16 protein-coding genes are annotated in these 15092 nt (G+C 71.0%); 5 read left to right on the plus strand and 11 right to left on the minus strand.

The annotated features are described in order from the left end of the window. Positions 1–16: 16 nt before the first annotated feature. From ACQBJO_RS12005 to ACQBJO_RS12015, 3 genes are read right to left on the minus strand one after another with little or no spacing between them, the layout of a single operon-like run. The gene (locus ACQBJO_RS12005; RefSeq protein WP_255184039.1) at positions 17–643 is read right to left on the minus strand and encodes a LutC/YkgG family protein; all 627 of its coding nucleotides are present in this window, start codon (positions 641–643) and stop codon (positions 17–19) included. Beyond that, positions 640–2112, minus strand: a complete 1473-nt coding sequence (locus ACQBJO_RS12010; RefSeq protein ID WP_255184040.1) for a lactate utilization protein B — start codon at positions 2110–2112, stop codon at positions 640–642. The genes ACQBJO_RS12005 and ACQBJO_RS12010 overlap by 4 nt, the downstream gene beginning before the upstream one ends. Beyond that, positions 2109–2849: a (Fe-S)-binding protein gene (locus tag ACQBJO_RS12015; protein WP_255184041.1), complete on the minus strand. Its 741-nt coding sequence runs from the start codon at positions 2847–2849 to the stop codon at positions 2109–2111. The genes ACQBJO_RS12010 and ACQBJO_RS12015 overlap by 4 nt, the downstream gene beginning before the upstream one ends. A gap of 89 nt (positions 2850–2938) precedes the next feature. Here ACQBJO_RS12015 and ACQBJO_RS12020 point away from each other — a divergent pair, with 89 nt between their 5' ends. Next, positions 2939–3799, plus strand: a complete 861-nt coding sequence (locus ACQBJO_RS12020; protein WP_421007483.1) for a 3-hydroxybutyryl-CoA dehydrogenase — start codon at positions 2939–2941, stop codon at positions 3797–3799. On the opposite strand, the gene ACQBJO_RS12025 is transcribed toward ACQBJO_RS12020, so the two are convergent. Continuing rightward, entirely contained in the window at positions 3787–5004 is a 1218-nt protein-coding gene (locus ACQBJO_RS12025) for an acyl-CoA dehydrogenase family protein (RefSeq protein ID WP_421007484.1), read from the minus strand. The two genes, ACQBJO_RS12020 and ACQBJO_RS12025, sit on opposite strands and share 13 nt — an antisense overlap. Before the next feature lie 256 nt (positions 5005–5260). Further along, entirely contained in the window at positions 5261–6388 is a 1128-nt protein-coding gene (locus tag ACQBJO_RS12030) for a nucleotide sugar dehydrogenase (RefSeq protein WP_430407182.1), read from the minus strand. 177 nt (positions 6389–6565) lie between these two features. Between ACQBJO_RS12030 and ACQBJO_RS12035 the strand changes: the two genes are divergently transcribed. Continuing rightward, positions 6566–7018 carry a CoA-binding protein gene (locus tag ACQBJO_RS12035; RefSeq protein WP_369694812.1) on the plus strand — a complete coding sequence of 151 codons (453 nt, stop codon included), beginning with the start codon at positions 6566–6568 and terminating at the stop codon, positions 7016–7018. 19 nt (positions 7019–7037) lie between these two features. Here ACQBJO_RS12035 and purE read toward each other — a convergent pair whose 3' ends face one another. Both purE and ACQBJO_RS12045 read right to left on the minus strand, forming a co-directional pair. Beyond that, positions 7038–7598 carry a 5-(carboxyamino)imidazole ribonucleotide mutase gene (gene purE / locus ACQBJO_RS12040; protein ID WP_421007486.1) on the minus strand — a complete coding sequence of 187 codons (561 nt, stop codon included), beginning with the start codon at positions 7596–7598 and terminating at the stop codon, positions 7038–7040. Continuing rightward, a complete protein-coding gene (locus ACQBJO_RS12045) occupies positions 7595–8767 on the minus strand; it encodes a 5-(carboxyamino)imidazole ribonucleotide synthase (RefSeq protein WP_421007487.1) in 1173 nt (390 codons plus the stop codon). Before ACQBJO_RS12045 ends, purE begins: the two co-directional genes overlap by 4 nt. A 54-nt stretch (positions 8768–8821) precedes the next feature. Here ACQBJO_RS12045 and ACQBJO_RS12050 point away from each other — a divergent pair, with 54 nt between their 5' ends. Then, on the plus strand, positions 8822–9355 hold the full coding sequence (locus ACQBJO_RS12050; RefSeq protein ID WP_421007488.1) for a GtrA family protein: 534 nt from the start codon (positions 8822–8824) through the stop codon (positions 9353–9355). 92 nt (positions 9356–9447) lie between these two features. Here ACQBJO_RS12050 and ACQBJO_RS12055 read toward each other — a convergent pair whose 3' ends face one another. From ACQBJO_RS12055 to ACQBJO_RS12070, 4 genes are read right to left on the minus strand one after another with little or no spacing between them, the layout of a single operon-like run. Beyond that, positions 9448–10452 carry a sensor histidine kinase gene (locus ACQBJO_RS12055; RefSeq protein ID WP_421007489.1) on the minus strand — a complete coding sequence of 335 codons (1005 nt, stop codon included), beginning with the start codon at positions 10450–10452 and terminating at the stop codon, positions 9448–9450. Continuing rightward, positions 10449–11117: a response regulator transcription factor gene (locus ACQBJO_RS12060; protein WP_255184050.1), complete on the minus strand. Its 669-nt coding sequence runs from the start codon at positions 11115–11117 to the stop codon at positions 10449–10451. The genes ACQBJO_RS12055 and ACQBJO_RS12060 overlap by 4 nt, the downstream gene beginning before the upstream one ends. Positions 11118–11141: 24 nt before the next feature. Then, positions 11142–12275 (minus strand): adenylate/guanylate cyclase domain-containing protein, encoded by a 1134-nt coding sequence (locus ACQBJO_RS12065; RefSeq protein WP_421007490.1) that lies wholly within the window; start codon positions 12273–12275, stop codon positions 11142–11144. A gap of 41 nt (positions 12276–12316) precedes the next feature. Continuing rightward, positions 12317–13105, minus strand: coding sequence for a biotin--[acetyl-CoA-carboxylase] ligase (locus ACQBJO_RS12070; RefSeq protein WP_421007491.1), 789 nt, complete (start codon positions 13103–13105; stop codon positions 12317–12319). Between the two features lie 24 nt (positions 13106–13129). Between ACQBJO_RS12070 and ACQBJO_RS12075 the strand changes: the two genes are divergently transcribed. Both ACQBJO_RS12075 and ACQBJO_RS12080 read left to right on the plus strand, forming a co-directional pair. Then, positions 13130–14770, plus strand: a complete 1641-nt coding sequence (locus ACQBJO_RS12075; protein ID WP_421007492.1) for an acyl-CoA carboxylase subunit beta — start codon at positions 13130–13132, stop codon at positions 14768–14770. Continuing rightward, positions 14770–15027 (plus strand): acyl-CoA carboxylase subunit epsilon, encoded by a 258-nt coding sequence (locus ACQBJO_RS12080; protein ID WP_255184054.1) that lies wholly within the window; start codon positions 14770–14772, stop codon positions 15025–15027. The genes ACQBJO_RS12075 and ACQBJO_RS12080 overlap by 1 nt, the downstream gene beginning before the upstream one ends. The last annotated feature ends 65 nt before the right edge of the window (positions 15028–15092 follow it).

Here is a 15092-nt window from a genome sequence, read left to right on the forward strand (position 1 = left end):
GTCTCGAAGGGAGACCTCAGTCGCCGACGAGAAGGACGACGAGGGTGCGCGGCCCGTGCACACCCTCGACCCGACTGAGCTCGATGTCGCTGGTGGCGCTCGGCCCGCTGATCCACGTCTGCGGGCGAAGGGGGTCCAGGCGCCGCACGGCGTGGGGCACGTCGGGGACGACCTGGCTGGCGCGCACGATGACGACGTGCCGGTCGGGCAGCAGGGTGAGCGCCCGACGCCCCTGGCCCTCGCCGTGGTCGAGCACGACGGTGCCGGTCGCGGCGATGCCGGCGGCGCACGTCGTGACGACGCTGTCGAAGCCCTCGACGTCGTGGTCGTCGACATCTCCCGTCGACACCGCGTCCTCGCCCAGCCGGCCGACGACCGCCTCACGGACGGCGTCGGGGACCCCGTCGGGGACGAGGACCCGCTCGGCGCCGCGCAACGCGGTGAGCACCTGCACGGGCACGTCGTGGGAGCGGCAGCGCACGACGGTCGCCCGGTAGTCGCTCACCAGCTCGGCGAAGCGGTCGAGCATCTGCCCCGGGTCGGGCGGCGGCAGGGTCGGCTGCGGCTCGGGGGCCTCGACCTGCTCGGCCCCGCGGACCGCGTCACGCACCGCGGCCAGGATCTCCTCACGTGCGCTGCTCATCGCGACCTCCCCTTCCACCACTGCCGGAAGGACTGCCGGGGCGGGACCGGCATGTCCCGTGACTGCGTCCACTTGTGCCCCACCGAGGGCAGCCAGCCGAGCATCGGTCTGCCGGAGGCGTTGTCGCGTCGGCTGACCCGGTCGAGCACCCGGCCGGCGAGCCCGCTCGCGCGCTGCCCGAGCGAGAGCCGGCGAGCATCGGAGAAGGCCCAGGCCGTGGCCTTCATCGCGGCCGCCTCGGGACCCGGGATCCGATCCTCCCGGTGGGCGTCGACGACCTGCGCGCGCAGGTCGACGAGGACGCTCGGGATGTCGATCTTCACCGGGCAGACCTCGTAGCAGGCACCGCACAGGCTGGAGGCGAAGGGGAGGGAGTCCACCTGCTCGCTCTCGCCGACCCCCTTGAGCAGCGGGTTGAGGATCGCGCCGATCGGCCCCGGGTAGACGGAGCCGTAGGCGTGGCCGCCGGTGCGCTCGTAGACGGGGCAGATGTTGAGGCAGGCCGAGCAGCGGATGCAGCGCAGGGCCTGCCGGCCGACCTCGTCGGCGAGCGCCCGGGTGCGGCCGTTGTCGAGCAGCACGACGTGACACTGCTGCGGGCCGTCGCCCTCGGTGACCCCCGACCAGGTCGAGGTGTAGGGGTTCATCCGCTCACCCGTGCTCGAGCGCGGCAGCAGCTGGAGGAAGACGTCGAGGTCGTCCCAGGTGGGCACGACCTTTTCGATCCCCACGACGCTGACGAGGACCTCGGGCAGCGTGAGGCACATCCGTCCGTTGCCCTCGGACTCGACGACGACGAGCGAGCCCGTCTCCGCGACAGCGAAGTTGGCGCCGGAGACGGCGACCTTGGCCCGCAGGAACTTCTCCCGCAGGTGCAGCCGGCTGGCCTCGGCGAGCGCGGCCGGGTCGTCGGTGAGGTCGTCGGGGGCGGGCCGGCCGACCTGCCCCATCTCGCGGGTGAAGATGTCGCGGATCTCGGTGCGGTTGCGGTGGATCGCGGGCACGAGTATGTGGCTCGGCAGGTCGTGCCCGAGCTGGACGATGAGCTCGGCGAGGTCGGTCTCCCAGGCCGAGATCCCGCGGGCCTCGAGGGCTTCGTTGAGCTGGATCTCCTGGGTGGCCATCGACTTGACCTTGACGACCTCGTCGACGCCGTGGCCCTCGGCGATGTCGCCGACGATCCGGCAGGCCTCCTCGGCGTCGCGGGCCCAGTGCACAGTCACCCCGCGCTCGGTGAGCCGCTCCTCGAGCCGCACGAGCTGGGTGTCGAGGTCGTGCAGGGCGCGGTCCTTGAGGCTCGCGGCCCGCGTGCGCAGGCCCTCCCAGTCGTCGAGCTCGCCGATGACGTCGGCGCGCTTGTCACGGATGGTATGGGTGGCCTTGTGCAGGTTGCGCCGCAGCTGGTCGTCGGCCAGCGCGTCGACGGCCGCCTCCGGGAAGGGCGGCATCCCGAGGAAGGTGGCGCTCATGCGGGCACCTCCTCGGTCGCGGCGAGCACCTCGGCGAGGTGCATCGTGCGCACCGGCGACCCCTGACGGGAGAGGATCCCGCCGATCTGCATGAGGCAGGAGGAGTCCCCGGCGACGAGCACCTCGGCGCCGGACTCGATGGCGTGGGCCGCCTTGTCCTGCCCCATGGCGGCGGAGACGTCGGCATTCTTCACGGCGAAGGTGCCGCCGAAGCCGCAGCACTCCCGCTCCTGCGGCAGCTCGCGCAGCTCGAGGCCGCGGACCGCCTCGAGGAGCCGTCGTGGCCGGTCCCCGACCCCGAGCATCCGCAGCGAGTGGCAGGTCGGGTGGTAGGCGACCGAGTGCGGGAAGGACGCTCCGACGTCGGTGACCCCGAGGACGTCGACGAGGAACTCCGACAGCTCGTGGGCACGCGGTCCGTGGCGCTCCACCGCGGCGACGAGCTCCGCGTCGCCGGAGCGCCGCGCGATGATCTCGTGCTGGTGGCGGACGCTTCCGGCGCAGGAGCCCGAAGGGAGGACGACGGCGTCGTAGTCGGCGAAGGTGCTCGCGTAGGAGCGCACGACGGGCTCGGCCTCGTCGAAGTAGCCGGTGTTGATCATCGGCTGGCCGCAGCAGGTCTGCCCCGGTGGCACGTCGACCTCCACTCCCAACCTTTCCAGCAGTCGGACGGTGGCCTTCGCGACGTCCGGGAACATCGTGTCCCCGATGCACGTGGCCATGAGGGCGACTCTCATCTGACCTCCTCGACGGTGGTGACCTCCCCTGCAGGCTATGCCCGGATCCCGGTGGGTGAGGGGTGTCACACACCGGATACCGTGAGCGCATGGACAACACGCTGCAGAAGGTCGGGGTGGTCGGGTGCGGCCTCATGGGTGCCGGCATCGCCGAGGTGTGCGCCCGAGCCGGCTCCGACGTCGTCGTCGTCGAGTCGGACCAGGAGCGGGCGGACGCCGGGCGCGGCCGCCTCGAGAAGTCGCTGCGACGCGCGCAGGAGCGCGGCCGCATCGAGTCGGCCGACGAGGTGCTGGGCCGGATCCGGGTCGTCACCGAGCTCACCGAGCTCGCCGACCGCGAGATGGTCGTCGAGGCGATCCTCGAGGACGAGGCGGCCAAGGTCGAGCTCTTCAAGCAGCTCGACGAGATCGTCTCCTCGCCCGAGGCGATCCTCGCGTCCAACACCAGCTCGATCCCGATCATGAAGCTCGCGACGGTCACCAAGCGCCCGGCCAACGTGCTCGGCGTCCACTTCTTCAACCCCGTGCCGGTCCTCAAGCTCGTCGAGCTCGTGCCCTCGCTCATGACGGCCGACGAGACGGTCGAGCGGGCCCGCGCCTACGTCGACGGTGACCTCGGCAAGCACGCCATCACCTGCCAGGACCGCGCCGGCTTCGTCGTCAACAGCCTGCTCATCCCCTTCATCCTCAGCGCGATCCGCATGTACGAGTCGGGCTTCGCCACCGCCGAGGACATCGACCAGGGCTTCGTGCTCGGTGCCGCGCACCCTCAGGGCCCGCTCGCCCTCGCCGACCTCATCGGTCTCGACACGACGATGGCCGTCGCCCAGTCGCTCTACGAGGAGTTCAAGGAGCCGCTCTACGCTCCCCCGCCGCTCTTGCAGCGCATGGTCGACGCCAACCTCCTCGGCCGCAAGGCCGGTCGCGGCTTCTACACCTACGAAGGCTGAGCCCCGCCCACACCGTCAGACCGACGAAGGCGCGCGGTGGGCAGGCCCTTGAGCAGCTGGCGCGCCATGACGACCCGCTGCACCTGGTTGGTGCCCTCGTAGATCTGGGTGATCTTGGCGTCGCGCATCATCCGCTCGAGCGGGAAGTCGCGGGTGTAGCCCGCCCCGCCGAGCAGCTGGACGGCGTCGGTCGTGACCTTCATGGCGACGTCCGAGGCGAAGCACTTCGCCGCGGCACCGAAGAAGGACAGGTCGGCGTCGTGGCGCTCGGACTTCGCCGCCGCGACGTAGACCATCTGGCGGGCGGCCTCGAGCTCCATCGCCATGTCGGCGAGCATGAACTGGATGCCCTGGAAGTCGGCGATGTGCTTGCCGAACTGCTGACGCTCCTTGACGTAGGCCAGCGCCTCGTCGAGCGCGCCCTGGGCGATGCCGACGGCCTGGGCGCCGATCGTCACGCGGGTGTGGTCGAGGGTGCGCAGGGCGATCTTCAGGCCCTCGCCCTCGGCGCCGACGATGCGGTCGCCGGGGATGCGGCAGTTGTCGAAGTGCAGCTCACGCGTCGGGCTACCCTTGATGCCGAGCTTGCGCTCCTTCTCCGAGAAGCCGAAGCCCTCGTCCGACTTCTCGACGACGAAGGCCGAGATGTTGTTGCCGCGCGGGCCGTCGGGGTCGGTGACCGCGAGGACCGTGTAGAGCTCGGACTCGCCGGCATTGGTGATCCAGGCCTTCTGGCCGTTGAGGATCCAGTCGTCGCCGTCCTTGGTGGCCTTGCACTTCATGCCCGCGGTGTCGGAGCCGGCCTCACGCTCGGAGAGGCCGTAGCTGAAGCCCTCCCCCTTCGCCAGGCGCGGCATGTAGCGGGCGTTGATCTCCTCGGACCCGCCGAGGATCACCGGCATCGAGCCGAGCTTGTTGACCGCGGGGATGAGCGAGGACGACGCACAGACGCGGGCGACCTCCTCGATGATGATGCACACGGCGAGGGCGTCGGCACCGACGCCGCCGTGCTCCTCCGCCACGTGGGCGGCGTGGAAGTCGCTCGCGATGAGGGCCTCGTTGGCCTCCTTCGGGAAGCGGGACTCCTCGTCGACCTCGGCTGCGAAGGGCTTGATCTTCGCCTCCGCGACGGCCCTGACGGCCTCACGGATCGCCTCGTGGTCCTCGGAGGTACGGAACATGTCGAAGTCGGGATTCGCGCTCACGGCCGTGATGCTACCGGCCGCCCGATCGGCCTTGCACAGGTGTTCAACGACAAGACCCACGACGACGTCTGTCGCCTACCCACAACACGCCGACGCCAGTCATGATCAGGCGCAGGCCGAAGGGGGATGGCTGCGCACATCAAGCCGCAGTCAGTCACGCCACCGTGAGGCATGTACGCAACGCAGGACTTCGGCGGGCGCAGCCGTCCCCCCTTCGACCGGAGCAACCGGAGCGAAGGGGGGACGGCGAAACGGCTCAGCTGTCGGTGCCGAAGAGGTCGCGGGTGTAGACCTTGTCGGCGACGTCCTCGAGGTCCGCGGTGCGGCGGTTGGCGATGATGACGTCGGAGACGGACTTGAAGTCCTCGAGGTCGCGGTAGACCTTCGACCCGAAGAACTCGTCCTCCTGCAGGGCGGGCTCGAAGATGACGACCTGCACGCCCTTGCCCTTGAGGCGCTTCATGATCCCCTGGATCGAGGAGGCGCGGAAGTTGTCCGAGCCGGACTTCATGATCAGGCGGTGCACGCCGACGACCTTGGGCTGGCGACGCAGGATGTCCTCGGCGACGAAGTCCTTGCGGGTGCGGTTGGAGTCGACGACCGCCTGCATGAGGTTCTGCGGGACGTCCTGGTAGTTGGCCAGCAGCTGCTTGGTGTCCTTGGGCAGGCAGTAGCCGCCGTAGCCGAAGGACGGGTTGTTGTAGTGCGTGCCGATGCGCGGGTCGTGGCCGACGCCGTCGATGATCTGGCGGGTGTTGAGCCCGTGCGTCGCGGCGAAGGTGTCGAGCTCGTTGAAGTAGGCGACGCGCATCGCGAGGTAGGTGTTGGCGAAGAGCTTGATCGCCTCGGCCTCAGTGGAATCGGTGAGCAGCACCGGGGTGTCGGTGTCCTCGGCGCCCTCGACGAGCAGGTCGGCGAAGCGCTGCGCGCGGTCGCTCACCTCGCCGACGACGATGCGGCTGGGGTAGAGGTTGTCCTCCAGGGCCTTGCCCTCGCGCAGGAACTCCGGGCTGAAGATCAGGTTGTCGGTCCCGAGCCGCTCGCGCAGGCCGGCGGTGAAGCCGACGGGGATCGTCGACTTGACGACCATGACGGCGTCGGGGTTGATCTCCATGACGTCGCGCACGACGCCCTCGACGGAGCCGGTGTTGAAGTAGTTGGTGTCCGGGTCGTAGTCCGTCGGCGTCGCGATGACGACGAAGTCGGCGCCCGCGTAGGCCTGCTCCTTGTCGAGGGTGAAGGTCAGGTCGAGCTCACGGTGGGCGAGGAAGTCGATGATCTTCTCGTCCTGGATCGGGCTGGTGCCGGCATTGAGCATCTCGACGCGGCGGGCGTCGATGTCGAAACCGACCACCTCGTTGTGCTGGGCCAGCAGGACGGCCATGGACAGGCCGACATAACCGGTCCCGACGACGGCGATCTTGGTAGTCACGTGATTCCTCACTGCGCTCGGGTCTGGGGTGTACTCCCGGGCGCATTATGTCCGACCGGCATGACATTCCGCGTCCCGGCGTGGCGTGGGCCGTTGATTCCCCCGGCGCGGGGGCGTTGGATGGGTCACATGAGCCTGACGCACAAGAACGACACGGAGATCATGCGGCGCCTCATCGCGGACCCGGGCACCTGGGTGGTCGTGGGCCTGAGCAGCAACACCGACCGCGATGCCTACCGCGTGGCCCGCTGGCTGAAGTACGAGATGCACAAGGCGATCATCCCCGTGCACCACTCGGCCGAGGCGGTCGACGGCGACCAGGGATATGCCTCGATCTCCGACATCCCCGACGGCGACGTCAAGGTCATCGACCTCTTCGTCAACAGCGGCGAGGTCGGCGCCCTCGTCGACGAGGCGATCGCCAACAAGGACCGCCTCCAGATCGACGCCATCTGGATGCAGCTCGGCGTCGAGGACCCGGCCGCGGCCGACCGCGCCAAGGAGGCCGGCCTGCAGGTCGTCATGAACACCTGCCCCAAGATCGAGTGGCGCCAGCTGCGCAACGAGGGCGCCGCGCGCTGACCGACCCGAGCGAAGGGGGTCAGGCCCGCTCTGGGGTCTCCGGCGCCGTCGCACGAGCGGCGGCCACCCGCTGACGCAGGCGCTCCCCCTTCGCATGGGCCTGGGCCGACAGGTCCGCGGCGAAGTTCGCCAGGGCCGATCGCAGACGCTGCGCCTCCTCGCCCTCGCCGGCGGCGAGGATGCGCACGGCCATCAGCCCCGCGTTGCGGGCTCCCCCGACGGCCATCGTCGCCACGGGGATGCCGGCCGGCATCTGCACGATCGACAGCAGCGAGTCCATGCCGTCGAGGTGCTTGAGGGGCACGGGCACGCCGACGACCGGCAGGGTCGTCACCGACGCGAGCATGCCGGGCAGGTGCGCGGCGCCGCCGGCGCCGGCGATGATCACCCGCAGGCCCCTCCCTTCGGCCTGCTGCCCGTACTCGACCATCTCGGTGGGCATGCGGTGCGCGGAGACGACATCGGCCTCGAAGGCGATGCCGAAGTCCTCGAGCACCTCGGCGGCCGCCTCCATCGTCGGCCAGTCGCTGTCGCTGCCCATGACGAGACCGACGCGCGGGCTGCTGCTGTCACTGGTCATTCGGTGATCACTCCCTGGATGTAGTCGGCCGCGTGACGGGCCCGCTCGCGCAGGTCCGCCAGGTCGGTGCCGCTGACGTTGACGTGGCCGATCTTGCGGCCGGGGCGCACGGCCTTGCCGTAGAGGTGCACCTTGAGCTCCGGGTCGCGGGCCATGAGGTGCCGGTAGGTCGGGTAGAGGTCGGTGGGCTCGCCACCGAGGACATTGCCCATGACGGTCCACGGCTCGCGGGCACGCGGCGAGCCGAGCGGCAGGTCGAGCACGGCCCGCAGGTGCTGCTCGAACTGCCCCGTCACCGCCCCGTCCATGCTCCAGTGGCCGGAGTTGTGCGGGCGCATCGCGAGCTCGTTGACGACGACCGAGCCGTCGGCGAGCTCGAAGAGCTCGACGGCCATGACCCCGGTGACGCCCAGGGCCGCGGCGATGTCGAGCCCGACGAGGGTGGCCGCCTCGGCGGCATCGGCCGGCAGGTCCGGCGCCGGGGCGATGACCTCGGTGCAGATCCCGTCGGTCTGCACGGTCTCGACGACGGGCCAGGCGGCGGCCTGACCGGAGGGGCTGCGGGCGAGGAGCACCGCCAGCTCACGGACGAAGGGGACGGCCTCCTCGAGCAGCAGCTGCTCGCCGCGCTCGGCCGCGGCGGCGAGCCAGTCGCGCACGTCGTCGATGCCGTCGGCGACGAGCACGCCCTTGCCGTCGTAGCCGCCGCGGGGGGTCTTGACGACGACCGGCCAGCCGACCTCCTCCGCGAAGGCGAGGACCTCTCCTTCGCTCTCCGCCGGGGCCCACCGCGGGCAGGGGACGCCGGCGTCGGTGAGAGCCCGCCGCATGACGAGCTTGTCCTGCGCGTGCACGAGGGCCTCGGGGGCCGGGTGGACGGCGACGCCGTCGGCGACGAGGGCCTGCAGCACCGGCGCGGGCACGTGCTCGTGGTCGAAGGTGACCACGTCGCAGTGGCGGGCGAAGTCGCGGACCGTCTCGACGTCGGTGTGGTCCCCGACCGGGGCGAAGGGGGTGACGAGCGCCGCCGAGGCATCGCTCGCCTCGGCGAGGACCGCCAGCGTCACGCCGAGCTCGGCCGCGGGGCCGGCGCACATCCGCGCCAGCTGACCACCACCGATCACACCGACGACGGGGAAACCTCCGGGGGCACGTGGGGGGATCGACACGTGCCGAGGATACGGTGCCGCCAATTGTCACCGTCGCGGATTACCCTGCACGAGATGCCCGACTCCACCCAGGCGGCCCCCGACACCGCGGACGACGTGACCCCGGTACGCCGCCGTGGCGGCCTCGGGCGCCTCGTCGACACGATCTGGCACGAGGTCGCGAAGTTCGGCCTCGTCGGCGCGATCTCCTTCGTCATCGACCTCGGTGGGATGAACCTGCTGACCCACACCGTCCTCGAGGGCAAGCCGACGACGGCCCGCCTCCTCAGCGGCGTCGCGGCGACCCTCTTCGCGTGGTTCGGCAACCGCAGCTGGACCTTCGCGCACCGGCGCTCCCGCCCGGTCCACCACGAGGTGACGCTCTTCTTCGTCGTCAACGGCCTGGCCCTGGTCATCTCGACGGCCTGCCTCGTCATCTCGCACTACGTCCTGGGCTTCGAGACCCGGCTCGCGGACAACATCGCGACGGTCATCGGCATCGGCCTGGGCACGCTCTTCCGCTTCTGGACCTACCGGCGCTTCGTCTTCGCCAACGAACCGATGGACGTCGACACCTCACCCCTCGAGAGCGACGACTCCCCCACCTGACGCCTCTGCAAGACCCTAGGGTTTTGCAGAGTTCACCGGGCCCAACTTCGCAAGACCCTAGGGTTTTGCGGAGTCTTGCGGCTTCGGGCCTGTCAGCGGCTGCCGGGGCCGGAGAGGAAGACGCAGAAGACGGCCGGCTGGGCCTGGACGAGCTCGAGACGGCCACCGTTGCGCTCGGCGAGCTGGCGCGCGAGGCCGAGCCCGAGGCCCGAGCCGTGCGAGGTCACCGAGCGCTCGAAGATGTGCGGCGCGATCGCCGCAGGGATCCCCTCTCCCTCGTCGCTCACCTCGATGACCACGGAGGTCCCCGAGCTGCGGATCTCGATCTCGACCCGACCGGCGCCGTGGGCCAGCGCATTTTCGATCAGGGTCTGCAGGATCTGCGACAGGTCGACCGGCGAGGCGCGCACGGCGAGCCCGGGCGGACCGTCGACGCGCATGGCGCGACGAGCGGCGGTGAAGGCCGGCTGGTACTCGCGCTGCAGGCCGGCGAGGACGGAGTCGAGGGAGATCTCGGGCAGCTGGGCCTCCTCCCCCTTCGACCTCGTGCGCATCGTGTCGACGACGCCGGTGAGGCGCTCGACCTGGGTGACGGCGACGGCCGCCTCGTCGCGGATCGCGGCGAGGTCGTCGGTCTGGCCGATCTCCTCCAGCCGCATGAGCAGTGCCGTCAGCGGCGTGCGCAGCTGGTGCGAGGCGTCGGCGGCGAAGTCGCGGTCGAGGGCCCGCTGCCGCGCCAGCTCGCCGGCGAGCCGGGCGAGGTCGCCGGTGACCTGGTCGATGTCGCGCAGCCCGACGACCGAGCGCGGCAGCGCTCCGTCACCGTCGCGGATCGCCGCCACCTGGCGCTGGATGAAGGCCATGCCCTCCGCCCGGCGCCGCTCGAGGACCCGCAGGACGAGGAAGGCGCCGCCACCGACGGTGACGACCCCGACGAAGGGGGCGACGACCGTCCAGCCGACGAGGTCGAGACCGAGGACGTGCTCGCCCCCGTCACCGGAGACCAGCGCCACGCTCCCGAGCACGAGAGCCGTGACGACAGCGACCCCGATGACCGCCGCGAGGAGGAGCCGACGGGCCTGACCCGCGAAGGTCACGAGTCGAAGCGGAAGCCGACGCCACGCACCGTCGCGATGTGGCGCGGGTCGGCGACGTCGTCACCGAGCTTCCGGCGCAGGACGGAGATGTGCATGTCGAGCGCCTTCGTCGAGCCGTACCACTCGGTCTCCCAGACCTCACCCATGAGCTGCTCACGGGTGACGACCCGGCCGGCCTCCCGGACGAGGACGCTGAGGACCGCGAACTCCTTGGCCGTCAGGGCCAGCTCCTCGCCGTGGAACCACACGCGTCGGCTGTCGACGTCGATGCGCAGCGGACCGGTCGGCTCGACGGTGTCGTCGGAGCGACGACGCAGCAGCGCACGCACCCGCGCCATGAGCTCGGCGAGGCGGAAGGGCTTGGTGACGTAGTCGTCGGCGCCGGCGTCCAGACCCACGACGGTGTCGACCTCGTCGGCCCGCGCGGTGAGGATGAGCACCGGCACGTCGGAGCCGGTGGCGCGCATCCGACGGCACACCTCGAGGCCGTCGAGCGTGGGCAGCCCGAGGTCGAGGACCAGCAGGTCGGGCGGGGTGCCGATCGCCGCATCGAGCGCATCGCGCCCGTCCTCGTGGACCGTCACCTCGTAGCCCTCGCGGACGAGGGCCCGGGCCAAGGGGTCGGAGATGGCAGCGTCGTCCTCGGCCAGCAGCACTCGTGTCATGGGTCGGATCATAGGAACTGCAGCTCAGACGTGCGCGGTGACATGCGCAGGGCCGCGCACACCGGTGACCCGCACGAGCCGGCTCGGGGCGACCTCGCCGATGCCACGCAGCGAGCGCGGGCGGGTCGGCAGGGTCGAAAATCCGCTGAGCGGCTCCAGCAGGCGGGCCAGCGCGTCGTCGACGAAGACACCACCGGGCGGCGCGACCGCGGTGAGCCGGCTGGCGCGGTTGACCGTCGTTCCGAAGACGTCGCCCAGACGCCGCACGACCGGCCCGTGGGCCATGCCGACGCGCGCCGACGGGAGCAGGTCGTCCTCGCTCATCGCCTCGACGAGGTCGAGCGAGATGGCCGCGGCGGGCGCGACCTCGAAGGTCTGGAAGAGCACCTCGTCGCCCACGGTCTTGACGACGCGGCCACCGTGGGCGGTGACGACGTCGGTGCACAGGTCCTCGAAGCGCTGGACCATGCGGGCGAGGTCGCGCTCGGTGAGTCGACGCACGACGGACGTGAAGTTGACCAGGTCGGCGAAGCCGATGACCGAGGCACGGCTGCCGTCCTCCTCGACGGTCAGCAGGCGCTGGATCGTCGCCGTGAGCTGGCGGCGCCACACGTAGACGACGAGCGGCTCGAGCTGGTCGGACAGGTCGGCGAGCCAGGTGGCGGCGGCCTCGGCATCGCGGGTCGACGCGGCGGCCGCACCGAGCGGGGTCGCGTCGTCCTCGGCGTCCGGCGGGGCGAGGCGGTGGCCGTCGTCCTGCTCGTCGTCACCCTGCCGCTGGCGGGCGATCTCCTCGCTGACGAGCTGCCCCTGCCAGGCGGCGAGCCGGTCCATGGTGCGCGCGATCGCCCGGGTCATGGCGAGCGCGAACTCCTCGGGGATGTCGTCCTCGCGGACCATCGTGGCGACCCGGGTGAGCGCCTCGAGATCGGCCTCGGTGAACATCGTGTCGCCCTCCTGGACGACCGGAAAGCCCATGGCGTGCCAGAACTTGCGAGCCGAGCGGATCGAGACGCCCGCCTCGCGGGAGACCTCGCGTCGCCCCATGCTCGCGGGCCGACCGAGCATCGCCCGCTCGAAGGCCTCGAGCGCCGGGTCGTACCCGTCGGCGTGCGCCGCCGCCGCGGCGGTGGGGTCGTCAGTGGGATCGCTCGACACTGCCACCTCCACGCTCCGGGGGACGCGTGACCGGCCCCCGGTCACGGACGAGGCGACGTGCCCGCGGGGCGGATGTGCTGCACGTCACCTGCCGCCACCGTATCCGAGCGCCCGTCGGCGCTGACGACCAGCCTCCCGTCGTCGTCGACACCGGTGGCCGTCGCGGTGACCACAGAGCCGTCGGGCCGGTGGACGTCGACGAGGCGACCGATGGTGCCGCAGGCCTCGCGATAGGCGAGGTGGACCCCCTTCGCCCGCTCGTCGCCTGCCGCGAGGTCGGCATGCAGCCCGCGGAGCCCGCGGAGGACGGAGGCGGCGAGGTCGGTGCGGTCGACCTGCGCACCGACGAGGCGAAGGGAGGTCGCCGTCGCCACGGGCAGCTGGTCGCGCTCGTGGTGCACGTTGATCCCGATGCCGACGACCACGCCGGTGCCGGACGGGAGCATCTGGCACAGGACGCCGCAGACCTTGCGGTCACCGTCGGCGGGCACGAGGACGTCGTTGGGCCACTTGAGCTCGGCGGCCACGCCGACCTCGGTCAGCGCGGAACGCACGGCGAGCCCGGCGGCCAGGGGCAGCCAGCCGGGTGCAGGGACGGTCGGGACGAGCACCGACATCGCCAGCCCGGCACCGGGGACCTCCTGCCAGGCGCGACCGAGACGTCCGCGGCCGGCCGTCTGCAGGTCGGCGAGCACCGGGGACCACGGCACCGCGCGCTCGAGGACGTCGGCATTGGTCGATCCGGTGACCTCGCGGTGCACGACCGCACCCCACCCCTGTGAGGTGGGTAACGCCGTGGTCAGACGCTGGACGTCGATCGGAGGGAGCATGCGCGCAAGGCTAGGCTGCGCGTCATGTCCCAGAGCACCGAGACCACTGACGCTCAGGCGATCGGTGGCACCGACGTCCCCGACGGCATCGACATCCACACGACGGCCGGCAAGCTCGCCGACCTGAAGCGTCGGGTGGCCGAGGTCGCGCATGCCGGATCCGAGCGTGCCATCGAGAAGCAGCACGCCCGCGGCAAGAAGACCGCCCGAGAGCGGATCGCGCTCCTCCTCGACGAGGACAGCTTCGTCGAGATGGACAAGTACGCGCGCCACCGCTCGACCGCCTTCGGCCAGGAGGCCAACCGCCCCTACGGCGACGGCGTCGTCACCGGCTACGGCACGGTCGACGGTCGTCAGGTCGCGGTCTTCGCGCAGGACTTCACGGTCTTCGGCGGGTCCCTCGGTGAGGTCTTCGGCGAGAAGATCACCAAGGTCATGGACTTCGCGATGAAGATCGGCTGCCCCGTCGTCGGGCTCAACGACTCCGGCGGCGCGCGCATCCAGGAGGGTGTCGTCTCCCTCGGTCTCTACGGCGAGATCTTCAAGCGCAACGTGCACGCCTCGGGCGTCATCCCGCAGATCTCGCTCATCATGGGCCCCTGCGCCGGCGGCGCCGTCTACTCCCCCGCCGTCACCGACTTCACCGTCATGGTCGACCAGACCTCGCACATGTTCATCACCGGCCCCGACGTCATCAAGACCGTCACCGGTGAGGACGTGGAGTTCGAGGACCTCGGTGGCGCCCGCTCGCACAACACCAAGTCCGGTGTCGCGCACTACATGGGCACCGACGAGGAGGACGCCATCGACTACGTCAAGGCGCTCCTGTCGTACCTGCCGAGCAACAACCTCGAGACGGCGCCCGTCTTCGGCGGCGAGCTCGACCTCGCGGTCAACGACACCGACCTGGCGCTCGACACGATCATCCCCGACTCGGCGAACATGCCCTACGACATGAAGGCCGTCATCGAGACCGTCGTCGACGACGGCGAGTTCCTCGAGGTGCACCCGCTCTTCGCGCCCAACATCATCTGCGGCTTCGCCCGCGTCGAGGGCCAGTCGGTCGGCATCGTCGCCAACAACCCGATGCAGTTCGCCGGCACCCTCGACATCGACGCCTCGGAGAAGGCCGCCCGCTTCGTGCGCACCTGCGACGCCTTCAACGTCCCGGTCCTCACCTTCGTCGACGTCCCCGGCTTCCTCCCCGGCACCGACCAGGAGTGGAACGGCATCATCCGCCGCGGCGCGAAGCTCATCTACGCCTACGCCGAGGCGACCGTCCCGCTCGTCACGGTCATCACCCGCAAGGCCTACGGCGGCGCCTACGACGTCATGGGCTCCAAGCACCTCGGCGCCGACATCAACCTCGCGTGGCCGACCGCCCAGATCGCCGTCATGGGCGCGCAGGGCGCGGTCAACATCCTCTACCGCAAGCAGATCGCCGCGGCCGAGTCCGAGGGGCGCGACGTCGAGGCGGCCCGGCAGGAGTTCATCACCGCCTACGAGGACGCCCTCGCCAACCCCTACGTCGCCGCCGAGCGTGGCTACATCGACACCGTCATCACGCCGAGCAACACGCGGATGAACGTCTCCAAGGCGCTGCGGGCCCTGCGCACCAAGCGGGAGACCCTGCCGCCCAAGAAGCACGGGAACATTCCGCTGTGATGGCTTCGCAGGAGCAGTCGTCCGAGCAGGGCGAGCAGCCCGAGGCTGCGGCGCCCGCGGGCCCGCGCATCGAGGTCCTCGGCGACGCCTCGCCGGAGCAGGTCGCGGCGCTCGTCGCGGTCCTGTCCGGGCTGGGTGGCGGCGAGGAGGAGGCCCCGGCGGGTCCCCCTTCGCGCTGGTCCTCGCCCGAGCGGCTGGTCCGCCCGGCGGTGCACCCCTCGCGGGGTGGCTGGGCGGCCTCCGCCCTCCCCCGCTGACCTGACACCCGATTCACCCGGGCCGCTGCTGCCCAGGGGCCGCGCATTCGAAGAAGGAACGCCCG

Origin of the sequence: Janibacter zhangyanbonis (genome assembly GCF_050507325.1) — a bacterium.
Taxonomy (GTDB): Bacteria; Actinomycetota; Actinomycetes; order Actinomycetales; family Dermatophilaceae; genus Janibacter.

What these genes read in the sequence shown, in the direction of transcription:
- ACQBJO_RS12005 (WP_255184039.1), bottom strand. Translation starts at nt 643, where the DNA reads ATGAGCAGCGCACGTGAGGAGATCCTGGCCGCGGTGCGTGACGCGGTC.
- ACQBJO_RS12015 (WP_255184041.1), bottom strand. Translation starts at nt 2,849, where the DNA reads ATGAGAGTCGCCCTCATGGCCACGTGCATCGGGGACACGATGTTCCCG.
- ACQBJO_RS12050 (WP_421007488.1), top strand. Translation starts at nt 8,822, where the DNA reads ATGCCCGACTCCACCCAGGCGGCCCCCGACACCGCGGACGACGTGACC.
- ACQBJO_RS12060 (WP_255184050.1), bottom strand. Translation starts at nt 11,117, where the DNA reads ATGACACGAGTGCTGCTGGCCGAGGACGACGCTGCCATCTCCGACCCC.
- ACQBJO_RS12075 (WP_421007492.1), top strand. Translation starts at nt 13,130, where the DNA reads ATGTCCCAGAGCACCGAGACCACTGACGCTCAGGCGATCGGTGGCACC.
- ACQBJO_RS12030 (WP_430407182.1), bottom strand. Translation starts at nt 6,388, where the DNA reads ATGGCCGTCCTGCTGGCCCAGCACAACGAGGTGGTCGGTTTCGACATC.
- ACQBJO_RS12080 (WP_255184054.1), top strand. Translation starts at nt 14,770, where the DNA reads ATGGCTTCGCAGGAGCAGTCGTCCGAGCAGGGCGAGCAGCCCGAGGCT.
- ACQBJO_RS12035 (WP_369694812.1), top strand. Translation starts at nt 6,566, where the DNA reads ATGAGCCTGACGCACAAGAACGACACGGAGATCATGCGGCGCCTCATC.
- purE (WP_421007486.1), bottom strand. Translation starts at nt 7,598, where the DNA reads ATGACCAGTGACAGCAGCAGCCCGCGCGTCGGTCTCGTCATGGGCAGC.
- ACQBJO_RS12070 (WP_421007491.1), bottom strand. Translation starts at nt 13,105, where the DNA reads ATGCTCCCTCCGATCGACGTCCAGCGTCTGACCACGGCGTTACCCACC.
- ACQBJO_RS12020 (WP_421007483.1), top strand. Translation starts at nt 2,939, where the DNA reads ATGGACAACACGCTGCAGAAGGTCGGGGTGGTCGGGTGCGGCCTCATG.
- ACQBJO_RS12010 (WP_255184040.1), bottom strand. Translation starts at nt 2,112, where the DNA reads ATGAGCGCCACCTTCCTCGGGATGCCGCCCTTCCCGGAGGCGGCCGTC.